This window comes from Halomarina salina (genome assembly GCF_023074835.1).
GTDB lineage: Archaea > Halobacteriota > Halobacteria > Halobacteriales > Haloarculaceae > Halomarina > Halomarina salina.
Genome location: NZ_JALLGW010000001.1, coordinates 1,267,856 through 1,281,228, shown reverse-complemented (window position 1 = coordinate 1,281,228; position 13,373 = coordinate 1,267,856). Strand labels below are relative to the sequence as shown.

Genomic DNA, 13,373 nt, shown 5'->3' with positions numbered 1-13,373 from the left:
GACGGTCGGACGACGGCTCCGGCGACCCGCCTCAGACCAGCACGAGGACGTCGTCGACGAGTTCCGTCAGTTGCTCTCGCGTCTCGTCGTCCACGTCCTCGAACGGCGACCGGGGGTAGCCCGCTGGCGCGCCCCGGTCGCGCATCGCCGCCTTCAGCCCCGGTATCCCGTACGTCTCGGTGACGGCGACGTTCAGTTCGACCAGCGCCGCGCTCAGCTCGCGGGCCTCTGCCCCGTACTCCGCGTGCGTCTCGTACACCTCGCTGGCCGCCTCGGGGACGAGGTTCGCGAGCGACGTGATGCTCCCGTCGGCCCCCGCGTCGAGCGCCGGCGCGTAGACGCTCCCGCTCCCCACGAACAGGTCGAAGTCGTCGGGCGTCCGGTCCCGGAGGCGCTGGAAGGTCCCGATGTCCCCGCTCGAATCCTTCATCCCGTGGACGTTCGAGTGGGTCGCCAGCGACTCGACGGTGTCCGGGTCGAGCGCGACGTCCGTGAACACCGGGACGCTGTAGAGGTAGACGGGAATCGGACTGGCGTCGGCGACGGCCTCGTAGTAACGGCGCATCGTCTCGGGGCCGTGGTCGAAGTAGAACGGGGTGACGACCAGTGCGCCGTCGGCCCCCGCCTTGGACGCGCGTTCGGTCTGGTCCTTCGTCGCGGCCAGTCCCGCGTGGCCCGTTCCCGCCAGCACCGGACCGCTCGCGGCGTCACAGACGACTTCGGTGACGCGGGCGCGTTCGTCCGGCGTCATGAGCGGGGCCTCGCTCGTCGAGCCACACGGGACGAGGAAGTCGATACCGCGCGCCTCCTGCCACTCGACAGTCTCCCGCAGCGCGGCCTCGTCGACCGCTCCGGACTCGTCGAACGGCGTCACTACCGGTGCACCAGTACCGTGCATACGACGACGTCGAGGGGCGGTCGCTTCAATCTCCCCCACTCGTATGACACGTCTGACAGTTCGAGGCACACACGCCCCAATAACTCCCCGCTCGCGGCAGCGTCGTCGTGCGGTTCGTGCGTCGACTGAGAAGCGGCATACGCGCGTCTGACGCGGATTTAAGTCCTGACCGGTGTATGCCCGAACCGGGCGCGCGCTGCGGTCTCGTCCCCATCCTCCCCACCGCGCGCCCGGCGTTTACAGGGCACACAACGTCCCTGGGCGCGTCACGGGCACGCGCCGTTCACTTCCACCTTCGACTCCCCTTCCACCGTCGACTCCCTTTCACCTTCACGCCCCCGTCGGAGTGTCGACTCGCGCGAATCAGTGTCTACGGCGTTCCCGCTCCTCTGACCAGAACCGCGTCGGTCACCGGCGACGCGCCGCGGCCTTCAGGCCGCTTCCTCGCCGCTGAACTGCGCTCGCACCGACGCGACGAGGTCCGGTTCGGCGATGAACGCGACCTCGTCGCCGACGCCGATCTCGGTCTGGGGCAGCGGGATGGTCATCGGTTCGTTCGCGCTGCCGTGGGCGTAGATGAGCACGCCGTCGGGCACGTCCACCTCGACGACGCGCTGGCCGACGACCGACGCTCCCTCGTCGACGACGACGCTCGCCGCCGAGAGGCTCTCGGTGAGGTCGCCGAGCACGTCGAAGTCGCCGCCGAGCAGCGCCGTCTTCGCCCCCGCCGCGCCGAGTCGCTCGGGGTAGATGACCTCGTCGACCTCCGCGGCGTACTTCTCGTAGATGTCGGCGTGGTAGTCGTCGTCGATGCGCATGACCGTCCGACAGTCGTAGGCGTCGCCGATGACGCACGCGCTCAGGTTGACGTTCAGGTCGCCCGTCAGCCCACCCAGCGCGTCCGCGGTCTCCAGTCCCGCCTCGCGGAGCACCTCCTCGTCGTCACCCTCGCCGAAGTAGGCGTCGAACCCCTCCGAAGTAGCGCGTTCTATCTTCTCGGGGTCGTTGTCGACGATGGAGACCTCGTGGCCCTCCGAGCCGAGGATGTCCGCGGTCCGAATCCCGACGCGCCCGTAGCCGGCGATGACGAACTTCATGTGTCTCCCTCCCACGCCCGTGGTAAAAAGGATGACCCCGAGTCGTCACCCGATTCGCCGCCGTCGGTGTCGCCGTCGCACCGGGTCCGTCGCCCGGTCTCGCGTCGCTACCGAACCGACCCGACGGTTTATGCTGGTCTCGTCCCAGTGGACGCCCATGTCAGGGGACTCGACCGTCCGGCAACTCCTCCTCGACTGCTCCGACCAGCGGGCGTGTCGGACCGTCTGGGAGGCCGTCCAGCGCGACGACCTCGACGCCGTCGCGGGGGCCGACCTCGCGGAGGCGCTCCGGGTCGCGGACGGCGACCTCTGTCTCGTCGGCCGGGACGGCCTCGCGGACGTCTACGTCCGCCACGACCCGACGCGGGGGTTCGAGCGCCTCACGCTGTGGCCGCCGTGGAGCGTCACGGACTACGACAGCGGCGTCGGTCGGACGGCGTTCGTCGACCTGCTCGACGACCTCGGGACCCCGGAACTGCTGACGTTCCACGACTCACCGTTCGCCCACGGCGGCGTCCTCTCGCGCCTGCCGGGGCTCAGCTGGCCGTGACGGCGCTCTGCCGCGTCCGATAGGGCCGACACTCGCTCGGGAGTCGCGTCGCTGGTCGGTCGTGACGAACAGGACCGGTGAGACAGAGATGCGCGAGAGCGCGGCGTTAGACGGCTCGGCGACGACGGTTCAGCGACCGGCCCACTGCATGCCGGTACCCTCCAGGTCCTTCCCCTCGACCGACGAGCGGAGCGCGTCCATCCCGTCGTCGCGGTCGACGCCGAAGTTCTGCTCGTACAGTTCCTCGACGCGTTCGACCTCGCCGGGCGTCAGCGGCGGCGTCTCGCTGGCGGCGGCCCACTCCTCGACGTCCTCGCGGGTGCGGAACGTCGGCGTGACGGAGGCCACCTCGTCGTGGCTCAGGAGCCACTGGATGGCCGCCTGCGCCATCGTCCGCTCGCCGTCGCGTTCGAGGAACCGCAGGTTCTCCAGCTTCTCCCAGCCGGTCTCGTACCACTCGTCGGGCCGGAAGCCGCGGTGGTCGCCCTCTTCCAGTTCGGTGTCGGGGCGGACCTGCTCGTTCAGCAGGCCCGAGGAGTGCGGGACGCGAGCGACGAGACTCGTGTCGGCGTCGTGCTCGCGGATGGTGTCGAGGAAGTGCTGGCCCGGCACCTGCTCGAACAGGTTGTAGACGGTCTGGATGGCATCGAAGTCGTGTTCGACGGCGGCCTCGCCCTCGGCCAGCCAGCCGATAGAGGGGCCGAGCGCCCACCCGATAGCGTCGACCTTGCCCTCCTCGCGCAGTTCGTCGAGGAGTTCGAGCACCTCGTCGTCGACCTCCGCGGCGTTCGCGTTGTGGAGCTGCAGCAGGTCGACGTAGTCGGTGTCGAGACGGTCCAGCGACTGCTCGAAGGCGTCGCGCAGGTAGTCGGCGTCCATCTCCTTCGGGAGTTCACCGTGGCCCGCCTGCGGGTTGTCGTAGAAGTCGTAGCCGATCTTGGTAGCGAGGGTCACCTCGTCGCGGACGTCCGCGAGCGCCTCGCCGACGAGTTCCTCGGAGCGGCCGTGGCCGTAGACGTCGCCGGTGTCGAAGAACGTGATGCCCTGGTCGAGTGCGAAGCGGATCATCTCCTTGGCGTCGTCCTCGGAGCGGTCGCCCCACCAGTCGGTGCCGACGACCCACGCGCCGAAGCCGACCTCGCTCACCTCTACGCCGGAGTCACCGAGCGTCCGGTAGTGCATGTCCGAAGCTAGCGGTCTGAAGAACTTATCAGCCGCGGTTGGCTTCTCGCGGCGTCGGACGCGCGCTTCGTCGCCTCGGTCGGGTGGTCGGCGGCGCCACCGCGTGCGACCGCATCGAGTGACTGTCGACACCCGCCCCGTCGTTGGGTTCGCAGATGTGCCCAACGGAAACCCTATGGCCGCACCGTCCCAATCCGGTTCCATGACGAAACGGCACGTCTCGCTACCGTCGGACGCCGAGGAGGGACTGGAGGCGTTCCTGACGGAGGTGGACGACCGACTGTCGGGGCCGGAGGACACGTGCGAGGTGGTCCGGGACACGCTGGTCGACCTCTACGGGGACCGGGAGGCGTGGGAACGGTGGCAGGCGGGGGGCGACGTCTCGCCCGCAGAGCGCGTCCGGTTGCAGGGGTACGACCCGTGCAACTCGACCATCGAGTCGGAGTACTACGCCGAGAAGGACGAGGAGCGGTTCCGGCGCTCGAAGCACCTCCAGTGGCTCTGGCGACAGTTCGACGCCACGCCGATGGCCGACAACGTCGACTTCGCCCTCCGGTTCCGCCAGATGCTCGCCGACCACCTGTTCGAGGAGGCGGGCGAGAACCTCCGCATCTTCAAGGACGTCTCCTTCTCCTACGGCCACAACATCACCGTCGGCGACAACACGGTCATCCACGACGACGTCCACCTCGACGACCGGGGTCGCCTCGACATCGGGTCGCGCGTCTCCATCTCCGACGGCGCGCACATCTACAGCCACGACCACGACATCGTCGACCAGACGGAGGTGAGCAACTTCCACACGGTCGTCGAGGACGACGCACGGGTCACCTACGACGCGATGGTCCGGGCCGGCTGCACCGTCGGCGAGAACAGCGTCGTCGGCGCACGGGCGGTCGTCCAGGGCGACGTGCCCGCCCACCACGTCGTCGTCGGGATGCCCGCGCGCTCCATCGCCGTGAAACCGGGGTACGAGGACGTCGCCGAACCGGTCCCCGAGGACGGCAGCCTGCCGAACCACCAGTCCGACCGCGAGATTCCCTACGACCTGCCCGACGACCTGGACGTGTTCGACGAGTTCGGCCGCGACGTCGGCGGACCGGTCGACCCGCACGAGCGCCCGCACCGACGCTGAGCGGAGCGAGCGACGACGGACGACTTTTCCCCGCACGGGACAACGTCGACTATGGACAGGCGGACCTACCTCCGGGTCGCCGGGACGGGCGTACTCGCCGGACTCGCTGGCTGTTCCGGTATCGACGGAGGGACCGACCCCGGACCGACGGCGACGGACACCGACGGTGCTACCGGTACCGACGGAACCGTCACCACGACGGCAGGCGACGGTCAGCGGGTCGTCGCCGAGACGGTCGCAACGGGCCTCGACGTCCCCTGGGGAGTCGCGTTCCCCGGCGACGACCCAGCGGAAGTGTACCTCACCGAACGGCCGGGACGCGTCGTCCGCCTCCGCGACGGCGAGCGGACCGTGCTCGCCGACCTCACCTCGACGGGCGCGACGGGCGAGGGCGGCCTGATGGGTCTCGCTCTCCACCCCGAGGACCAGAGTATCGCGTTCACCTGCCAGACGTACACCGCCGACGGCGAGACGCGGAATCGGGTGCTCCGCCACGACACGGACGACGACTGGAACTTCGAACCCGTCTTCGAGGGGATACCGGGCGCGAGGTACCACGACGGCGGTCGCTTGCTAGTGTGGGACGGCGCGCTCTACGTCACCGCGGGCGACGCCACGGTCGCCGACCTCGCGCAGGACCCCGAACGCCTCAACGGCTCCGTACTGCGGCTCGCGTTCGACGGCGAGCCACACCCGGACAACCCCGACGTGGGCCACCCCGCCGTCTTCACCTACGGTCACCGGAACCCGCAGGGACTCGCGGTGAAGGGAGGAGCGCTCTACCAGACCGAACACGGCCCGGACACCGACGACGAGGTGAACCGCCTCGAAGCGGGCGGCAACTACGGCTGGCCCGTCGTCCGCGGCGTCGAGTCGGGCGACGACGACCAGTTCGTCCCGGCGCTGGCCAGTTACACGCCGACCATCGCGCCCGCAGGCCTCGCCGTCTACCCCACCGATGGCGCGGTTCGGGCGTGGCGCGGCGACCTGCTGTTCGGGACGCTCTCGGGGACCCACCTCCACCGGGTCCGCCTGGACGAGGACGACGAGGTGGTCGAGGACGAGCGACTGTTCGAGGGCGAGTTCGGACGACTGCGGACCACGAGCATCGGGCCGGACGGCCACCTCTACGCGACGACGAGCAACCGCGATGGCCGCGGCAGTCCGAGCGAGAGCGACGACCGACTGCTCCGGTTCCGGCCAGCGGAGGGCGAGTGATGGACGAGGAGACGCCGGGGGACACCCGGCGCGACCCGCGAGCGGTCGCCATCAACGTCGCGGCGAACACGAACCAGCCCGGATTCAGGGGGCCGATCCATCCCGACGGAACGTTCGAGTACCTCCCCATCCCGGAGTCGAAACCGACCCGCGAGGCGGTGCCGACGTACGCCGACCTCGACGTCGAGACGGACGTGAGCAGCGTCGCGGAGACGCCCATGCACTTCGACCCCGAGTTCCCCGAGGCGGGCGGCGAACGCTACACCTACGGCGACGAACACGGCGTGAAGGCACGGCCGCTGTCGGAACTCGACGCGGGCGACTGGCTCTACTTCTACGCGACGCTCGGCCAGCAGGGGGAGCCGTCGTGGTGGCAGTCCCCGCGCTGGGGTGCGTACCTCGTCGGCGCGATGTGTCTCGCCCGCGACGCGGTGACGGGCGAGGCGTACCGCGCGATGGAGGACGCCGAGCGCGCGCCGTTCCGGACGAACGCGCACGTCCGACGCGAGGAGTTCGACGCGGAGGTACTGATACTGGGCGACGAGGAGTACTCGCGACTGTTCGAACGCGCGGTGCCGCTCTCCGGGCGGGAGGCGGGCACCGACGCGAACCGCCTCGTGACGGACCTGTCGAGCGACTCGGGGAAGGGGCCGTGGTGGCGTCGTCCGATGCGGTTCGACGAGGCGGCGACCGCCGAACTCCGGCGCATCGTCGCCGACCGCGACCTCGACGCCTGCTTCTGACGGGGACACGACGGTGGCCGACCATCGCCTCGGTCCTCGGTTACCAGCCGCGTTCACTGGGTCGTCGACGGGACAGTTCGACCGACCGACGAGTGTAGGCTGGCGTTTCGGGGGCCGGCTCCCGTCCGCTCGCCGAGAATCGTCGCCTGCCGACGTCCCCATCGGAGACGAGCTGTCACAGCAGATTTAATACGATAACCTGTCAATCAGAACTAACCAGTTCGCTGGTCGCCCACCCGGGCAGTGAGTTACATGGAACACCAATCTCGACCGATGAGTGAGTCGACCGTATCCGACCTCCGCGCCGCCGTCTCCGGCGACGTCGTCCGACCTGAGGACGCCGCCTACGACGACCTCCGAGCGGTCTGGAACGGTGCCGTCGACCGCTATCCCGCAGTTATCGTCCGGGCCGAACGCACCGACGACGTCGTCGCCGCGCTCCGGTTCGCCCGCGACCACGACCTGCCGCTCGCGGTACGCGGCGGCGGCCACCACGTCACCGGGAGCGCCGTCGTCGACGACGGCCTCGTCCTCGACCTGCGCGCGATGGACGCGGTGAGCGTCGACCCCGCGACGCGGACGGCAAGGGTCGGCCCCGGCGCTCGCGTCGGCGACGTCCTCGGCCCCGCGCAGGAGCACGGCCTCGCGCCGGTGGTCGGCTCCGCCGCCCAGACCGGTATCGCCGGGTCGACGCTCGCCGGCGGTATCGGCTGGCTCCGGCGCGCACACGGCCTCGGCATCGACCACCTCACGGCGGTCGAACTCGTCACCGTCGACGGCGAGGTGCTGACGGCCAGCGAGTCCGAGCACGCCGACCTGTTCTGGGCGGTCCGCGGCGGCGGCGCGGCCGTCGGCGTCGTCACCGCCTTCGAACTCGACCTCGTCGCGGTCGGCCCCGAGGTCATGATCGCACAGGTCGCCTACCCCGTCGAGACCGCGGGCGAGACGCTCCGTGCGTTCCGCGAGTGGGCCGCGACGGCCCCCCGCGAGGCGACGACGCTCGTCGGACTGATGCACGTCCCGCCGCTCCCGATGGTTCCCCCGGAGGCCCACGGCGCACCCATCGTGATGGTGTACAGCGTCTACGCCGGCCCGGTCGAGGACGGCGAACGCGCGCTCGCACCGCTGCGCGAGCTCGGCGAGCCCGTGCTGGACACCAGCGGGCCGATGCCGCTGGCGGCGCTCCACGAGGTCGCTCGCGACCTGTTCCCCGACGGCCGGCGCTACTCGTGGCACTCGCTGTACGCCGAGACGCTCGACGACGACGTGCTCGACGACCTCGTCGCCGCGTTCGCCGACGCGCCCTCCCCGGAGTCCTCGGTCGAACTCTGGCACCTGGGCGGCGCGGTGTCGGACGTCGAGGACGCCGCCACGGCGTTCGGGTTCCGCGACGCCGAGTTCACGGTGATGCTCGCCGCGTCGTGGGACGACCCCGACGCCGACGAGGAGAACGTCGAGTGGGCGCGCCGTCACTGGGAGGCGCTCCGTCCACGCTCGATGGACGGGTCGTACCCCGCTTTCCCCGGCTTCGTCGAGGACGACGAGCGCGGCAGGGCGACCTACGGCGAGAACCACGACCGCCTCGCGGACCTCGCCGCCCGGTACGACCCGGAGAACCGACTCCGCAGCGTCGCGAACCCCGCCCCGGCGCGCTGACCGTCCTCGAACACGCCACTCGGCTTCGCCGCACCTTCCTCTTCTCGGCCGCTCGCTCCTTCTCGCCACTACCCTCTCGACCACTCGCTCGGCCTCGTTTCACCTCCGATTCGGCCGCACGCTCGTTCTCGCCGGTCCGACTCGCTCCACCGTCCTCCCGGTCAGTCGTCGGACGTCGGTTCGACGAGTTCGCCGTCGTCCGGAGCGACGGAGTCGGACCGCGGACTCGTCGCGACCGGCCCGTTCGCGGATCGCGTGCGGTCGAGGGCCGCGACCGACAGCGTCTCGCCCGGCCACCCACGCTCGTGGGGCGGGTCGAACGCCACCCGGCCGAGCGCCTCGACCGCACGAAGGGCGTGGTGGGTCCGCTCCGCGGTGTAGAGGCGGTCGAACTGCTCCGGCGGGAGTATCCCGAGGTGACCGAGGTGGCCGTGCGAGCGGGAGTGGGTCCTGGTCCGATAACGCCGGTACAGCGGGCGGGCGAGGTCCGCGAGCGGGGAGTCCTCGACGGCCGAGAGGGCGCGCGTGATGCCCGCCGTCAGCCGACTGTCGTTGGCGTGCGTGCGTTCCGCCTCGGTGTCGTCGACGTCCGCGACGTCCGCGTACAGCGTCTCGACGTACTCCGTGTACCGACGCTTGTCGGCGCGGGCCGTCGCGGGGAACGCCCCCCAGGCGGCGGCGACGCCGGGGTCCCACAGCGGCAACCACCAGTCGAGTCCCCAGTGCTCGTAGATGCGACCGTCGCTACAGAGGAACTTCGACTGGCGCTCCTGCCACTCCCACGCCGCGTAGGCGCTCGTCGGGTCACCCGGTTGGCAGACGCCGTCGACGACCTTTCGAATGCGCTCGGCGAACGCCCGGTCGAGGGCGTCCGTCCGGTCCCACTGCACGTAGTGCTCGTCGAGGACGCTCTCGACGAAGGCGTCGGTCGCCGCGTCGTTCTCGGGGTCGATGGCCTCCGGGGCGACCGCACCGTCCTCGGTGACCGCGTCGAGCAGTGGGTCCGGGAGGTGCCCCCCGATACCGGCGACGGTCTGGCCGGGGACGACCAGCGCGTCCTCCGGGAGCCAGCCGTCCGCCAGGAGTTCGCCGATGGCGGGCCACCCGGTCAGGTTCGGGATGGCGTCGAAGTTGTCGGCCCGTTCGTAGTAGGCCTCCCGTTCCACGCCGTTGAACCACTCGTACCAGTCGTCGGCCGTGTACTCGACGTATCGCCAGGGGAGGCCGAGGCTCGCCGCGATGTCCTCCGCGACGCGGACGTCCGGGCTCCCGGGCTGGCCGTAGGTGAAGGTGTAGACGTCGCCCTCGTAGTCGAGGCGGACCAGCATCGAGGCGATGAGCCGCGAGTCGTACCCGCCGCTCAGCGGGACGACGACGGGTCGCCCGTCTGCGACGGCGAGCGTGCGCTCGAACGACTCGACCATGGCGTCGTCGAAGGCCGCGAGTCGCTCGGAGGGCGTCGCGTCCGGGTCGTCCGCGGTCGCCGTGGGCGAGTACGTCCAGTGGCGTTCGGTGTGCACCGTCGGCGTCGCGCCCGACGTGTCGAGGGCGAGCAGTTCCCCCGCCTGAAGCTGCCTGATACTGGGGTAGAGCGTCTCGTCGCCGGTGACGTACGTCGCGGTGAGGTACTCGGCCTCGGCGACGGCGTCGACCGTCGGGTCGTCGAGCGTCTCGCGGACCCACCGGGCGCTGTCGGAGACGACGCCGGACTCGGGGGCGTAGAACAGCGGGATACTCTGGGCGTGGTCCGTCGCGGCGAACACCGTCCCGTCGACCGCGTGGACGACGGCGTAGTACCCCTGCAACGACGTGAGGACCTGGCGAAACTCCTCGCGTGAGGTGACGTCGGCGAACTGGTCGTGGAGGGCGTGCGCGTCGAAGCGCTCGCCGTCGGCGAACGCGGTTCCCCGGACGGCGGTGTCGTCACCTCGAACCCACTCCTGTGGGTACGCGAGGTGGACGTACTCGGGCATGTGTCCATCATCTACCAGGACACGTATCAGTATTCGTCCGCTATCGAGAGTTACCTCCCGAGTACCGTCAGCCGTCGACGACTCTCCGGGACCCCGGTACAGACGCCGACGGTCCCGTACGCGGAGTAAATCCGTGCTTGATTAGTGAAGTGGCCGCGACGGGGCGACATGGACCCGGTCTCGCTGGCCGAGGCGGCCGACGCACTCGACGACCCGTGGTCGCCGCGACTGCTCGCCGAGTGCAACGGACAGCACGTCAAACTCGCGCGGATGGAGGGCGCGTTCGACTGGCACGCCCACCCCGACGTCGACGAACTGTTCCTCGTCGTCGAGGGCGCGATTCGAATCGAGTTCCGCGACGAGACCGTCGAACTCGACGAGGACGAACTGCACGTCGTCCCTGCGGGCGTCGAACACCGGCCCGTCGCCGACGAGCCTGCCGTCGTCCTCCTCTTCGAACCCGAGGGGACGCGTAACACGGGCGACCGCGTCACCGAGAGGACGACTGAGGTGGAACGGCGCTGACCGGACCGTGCCCGTCTCGTGGTCGTCGTGCTCACCCGAGCGAGATGTCGAGGTAGAGCATCACGACGACGCCGAGGATGGTTCCGAGGGTGGCGACGCGCTCGTAGCCCCCGGTGTGGGTCTCCGGAACGATCTCGTCGCTGATGACGAACAGCATCGCCCCCGCGGCGAAGCCCATCGCGTAGGGGAGCAACACCGACACCGTCTGGACGGCGTACGCGCCGAGGAGGGCCAGGGGAATCTCGACGAGGCCCGACCGGATGCCGGCGAACGCGGCGTAGAACCGCCGGTCCAGTCCGGCGTTGATGGCCGCGACCGAGACGGCCAGCCCCTCGGGGATGTTCTGGATGCCGATTGCGACCATCAGCGGGATGGCCGTCGACGGGTCGCCGCTGCCGAACCCGACGCCGACGGCGAGACCCTCGGGCATGTTGTGGAGCGTGATGGCGAGGATGAACAGCACGACCCCGGCCAGTCGCTCGTCGTTCACCGGCAGGTCCGTGCCGGGGTTGGCGGCGTCCCGGCGGCGACGGCCCGTGAGGAGGTAGTGGGCGTGCGGGACGAGCGCGTCCGACTGGTCCAGGAACAGCGCCCCCAGCACGACGCCCAGGAGGACGGGAACCGGGTTCCCGTTCGAGTACGTCTCGATGCCGGGGATGATGAGGCTCGTGAAACTCGCGGCGAGCATCACGCCGGCAGCGAACCCGAGCGCAGCGTCCAGCGCCCGCTCGGAGGGGTCGCGCCAGACGAACACCAGCGACGCCCCGAGCAGGTTGCACGCGGCGATGAACACGCCGCCGAGCAGTCCGTCGACCACCGGACCGGACCCGAACCACTGCGCTAGCTGTCCGACTACCACGCCGCCCACCACTCGTCGAGATGCATCCGCGTCTACCGCCAGTGACTGATGGGACGCCCTTCAGTGTTGAGTTCGCAGAGTACGACCGAGCGATTTCGCCGAGCGAGCGGCGTAGCGGGTCGCTCTTCGGAGATTCGCTTCGAACGAGCCGGCGCGCGAATATGGCAACCATTTAACTAGTATCTAACAGTCGTAGGTCCGGACTGGTCGAATTCCGGCCGTTTGCAACGGTTACCGTTGCAATCGACTCGCAGTTATGACAGTCAATAACAAATGTCGTCTGATTAGAAGGTACGCTCCCATGTTGGGGTCTAACGCAGGTGTCGACGACGGTTCCGGCAGTGGAGTAGACATCCGAACGATACACGAGCTCACGGGGTTCCAGCGGGACCTCCTCTACTGCATCGCCGGCCTGGACAGGCCGTCCGGGCAGACGATTCGCCAGGAGCTAGAGGAGCAGACCGACCGCGAGATAACGCACGGGCGGCTCTATCCGAACCTCGACACCCTCGTCAACCGCGAACTGGTGTCGAAGGGCGAGATCGACCGCCGGACGAACTACTACACCATCTCCGACGCGGGCGTGGAGGCGCTCCAGGAGTACCACCAGTGGGGGACCGGTCGGCTCCCGTGACGCCGTCTCGAAGCGGCAGTCGCGCCGACCGACGTGCGCGGCGACGCTGACGAGACCGGACCCACGGGAACGGACGCCCGAGGACGGCTGTCCGGAGGACCGACGACGAGGGGCGACGAACACGAAACGAGACGAAGACGATAGCGACGACGAAGACGACGAGGTGACGGAGAGGACGACGGTCCCGGAGAGGACGAAGGTGACGGAGAAGACGAGCGAAGCCGAGACCGGTCGGTCGGACGCGCCAGCACGTCGTCCCACACGCTACAGACGCCGCGAAAGCACGACCTACAGCGGTTCTCGGACGCAGCGAGCCCTTCTTCCGTCGAACTCGGTGAGCGAGACGACCAGCGGACAGGAAGCGCTGCGACCGGAGCGGGCGGTTCAGTCGTCGGTGTCGGCGAGGCCGTCGTCTCCGACCGCCGAGGGGTCGGCCGACCTCGGGTCGGTGTCGTCCAGCCACGGTGCACTGGGCAGTCGGTCCCGGTCGACCCCCGACGCGAGATACGCGAACGAGTAGATGTCGACGGAGTGGTCTTCGCCCTCGTCGTCCTTGTGACTCCCAGCGAGGTCGAGTGCGGGGTCGAGTCCCGACACCGTTCGTTCGTAGTCGCACGTTCGGCAGATGAGTTTGAATGTCTGGTTCATGGGTGGTGGCTGTCGCGGTCGTTCGAACGAGTCGGAGGCCGCGCCGTCGAGGGCGGCAGGGGACGACCCGTCGGACCCGTCGAACAGGCCGTCGGGTTACCGGCGGACCTCCGCGGTGACGTTCGACTGGATCCAGCGCTGCTGGTGTTCGGTGTCCTGTATGATCGTCCACGGGCCGTCGCTCCCGTCGAACTCGATCTCCTGGTACCGTCGGTGCCGACCGTCCTCCGACCGGTCCGTCTTCCCCCGACGCAT

General features: G+C 69.6%; 14 protein-coding genes. 7 read left to right on the top strand and 7 right to left on the bottom strand.

Annotated features, from left to right (window positions below; translation table 11 throughout):
* Window positions 1-31 precede the first annotated feature (31 nt).
* Together MX571_RS06545 and MX571_RS06540 are read right to left on the bottom strand one after the other, a co-directional pair.
* Window positions 32-898: a dihydrodipicolinate synthase family protein gene (locus tag MX571_RS06545; protein WP_247414782.1), complete on the bottom strand. Its 867-nt coding sequence runs from the start codon at window positions 896-898 to the stop codon at window positions 32-34.
* Between the two features lie 431 nt (window positions 899-1,329).
* A complete protein-coding gene (locus MX571_RS06540) occupies window positions 1,330-1,995 on the bottom strand; it encodes a potassium channel family protein (RefSeq protein WP_247414781.1) in 666 nt (221 codons plus the stop codon).
* Window positions 1,996-2,152: 157 nt separating this feature from the next.
* Between MX571_RS06540 and MX571_RS06535 the strand changes: the two genes are divergently transcribed.
* Window positions 2,153-2,545 (top strand): hypothetical protein, encoded by a 393-nt coding sequence (locus tag MX571_RS06535; protein ID WP_247414780.1) that lies wholly within the window; start codon window positions 2,153-2,155, stop codon window positions 2,543-2,545.
* A 129-nt stretch (window positions 2,546-2,674) separates the two neighbouring features.
* Here MX571_RS06535 and MX571_RS06530 read toward each other — a convergent pair whose 3' ends face one another.
* Window positions 2,675-3,727, bottom strand: a complete 1,053-nt coding sequence (locus MX571_RS06530) for an aldo/keto reductase (RefSeq protein ID WP_247414779.1) — start codon at window positions 3,725-3,727, stop codon at window positions 2,675-2,677.
* Between the two features lie 202 nt (window positions 3,728-3,929).
* Between MX571_RS06530 and MX571_RS06525 the strand changes: the two genes are divergently transcribed.
* The 4 genes from MX571_RS06525 (at window position 3,930) to MX571_RS06510 (ending at window position 8,479) form a co-directional block, all read left to right on the top strand.
* Window positions 3,930-4,862 (top strand): acyltransferase, encoded by a 933-nt coding sequence (locus MX571_RS06525; RefSeq protein WP_247414778.1) that lies wholly within the window; start codon window positions 3,930-3,932, stop codon window positions 4,860-4,862.
* A 51-nt stretch (window positions 4,863-4,913) separates the two neighbouring features.
* Entirely contained in the window at window positions 4,914-6,080 is a 1,167-nt protein-coding gene (locus tag MX571_RS06520; protein WP_247414777.1) for a PQQ-dependent sugar dehydrogenase, read from the top strand.
* Complete coding sequence (locus tag MX571_RS06515) at window positions 6,080-6,823, top strand: Nmad3 family putative nucleotide modification protein (protein WP_247414776.1); 744 nt, start codon at window positions 6,080-6,082, stop codon at window positions 6,821-6,823. Before MX571_RS06520 ends, MX571_RS06515 begins: the two co-directional genes overlap by 1 nt.
* A 273-nt stretch (window positions 6,824-7,096) precedes the next feature.
* The gene (locus MX571_RS06510) at window positions 7,097-8,479 is read left to right on the top strand and encodes an FAD-binding oxidoreductase (protein ID WP_247414775.1); all 1,383 of its coding nucleotides are present in this window, start codon (window positions 7,097-7,099) and stop codon (window positions 8,477-8,479) included.
* Window positions 8,480-8,640: 161 nt separating this feature from the next.
* Here MX571_RS06510 and MX571_RS06505 read toward each other — a convergent pair whose 3' ends face one another.
* A complete protein-coding gene (locus tag MX571_RS06505) occupies window positions 8,641-10,452 on the bottom strand; it encodes an asparagine synthetase B family protein (RefSeq protein WP_247414774.1) in 1,812 nt (603 codons plus the stop codon).
* A 168-nt stretch (window positions 10,453-10,620) separates the two neighbouring features.
* On the opposite strand from MX571_RS06505, the gene MX571_RS06500 reads away from it, so the two are divergent.
* A complete protein-coding gene (locus MX571_RS06500) occupies window positions 10,621-10,977 on the top strand; it encodes a cupin domain-containing protein (protein ID WP_247414773.1) in 357 nt (118 codons plus the stop codon).
* A 31-nt stretch (window positions 10,978-11,008) separates the two neighbouring features.
* Here the strand turns inward: MX571_RS06500 and MX571_RS06495 are convergent, their stop codons facing one another.
* Window positions 11,009-11,836 carry a ZIP family metal transporter gene (locus tag MX571_RS06495; RefSeq protein ID WP_247414772.1) on the bottom strand — a complete coding sequence of 276 codons (828 nt, stop codon included), beginning with the start codon at window positions 11,834-11,836 and terminating at the stop codon, window positions 11,009-11,011.
* A gap of 361 nt (window positions 11,837-12,197) precedes the next feature.
* Between MX571_RS06495 and MX571_RS06490 the strand changes: the two genes are divergently transcribed.
* Entirely contained in the window at window positions 12,198-12,470 is a 273-nt protein-coding gene (locus MX571_RS06490) for a PadR family transcriptional regulator (RefSeq protein WP_247418440.1), read from the top strand.
* Window positions 12,471-12,854: 384 nt separating this feature from the next.
* Here MX571_RS06490 and MX571_RS06485 read toward each other — a convergent pair whose 3' ends face one another.
* Window positions 12,855-13,118, bottom strand: a complete 264-nt coding sequence (locus MX571_RS06485; RefSeq protein ID WP_247414771.1) for a hypothetical protein — start codon at window positions 13,116-13,118, stop codon at window positions 12,855-12,857.
* Between the two features lie 96 nt (window positions 13,119-13,214).
* Window positions 13,215-13,373, bottom strand: a complete 159-nt coding sequence (locus tag MX571_RS06480; protein ID WP_247414770.1) for a hypothetical protein — start codon at window positions 13,371-13,373, stop codon at window positions 13,215-13,217.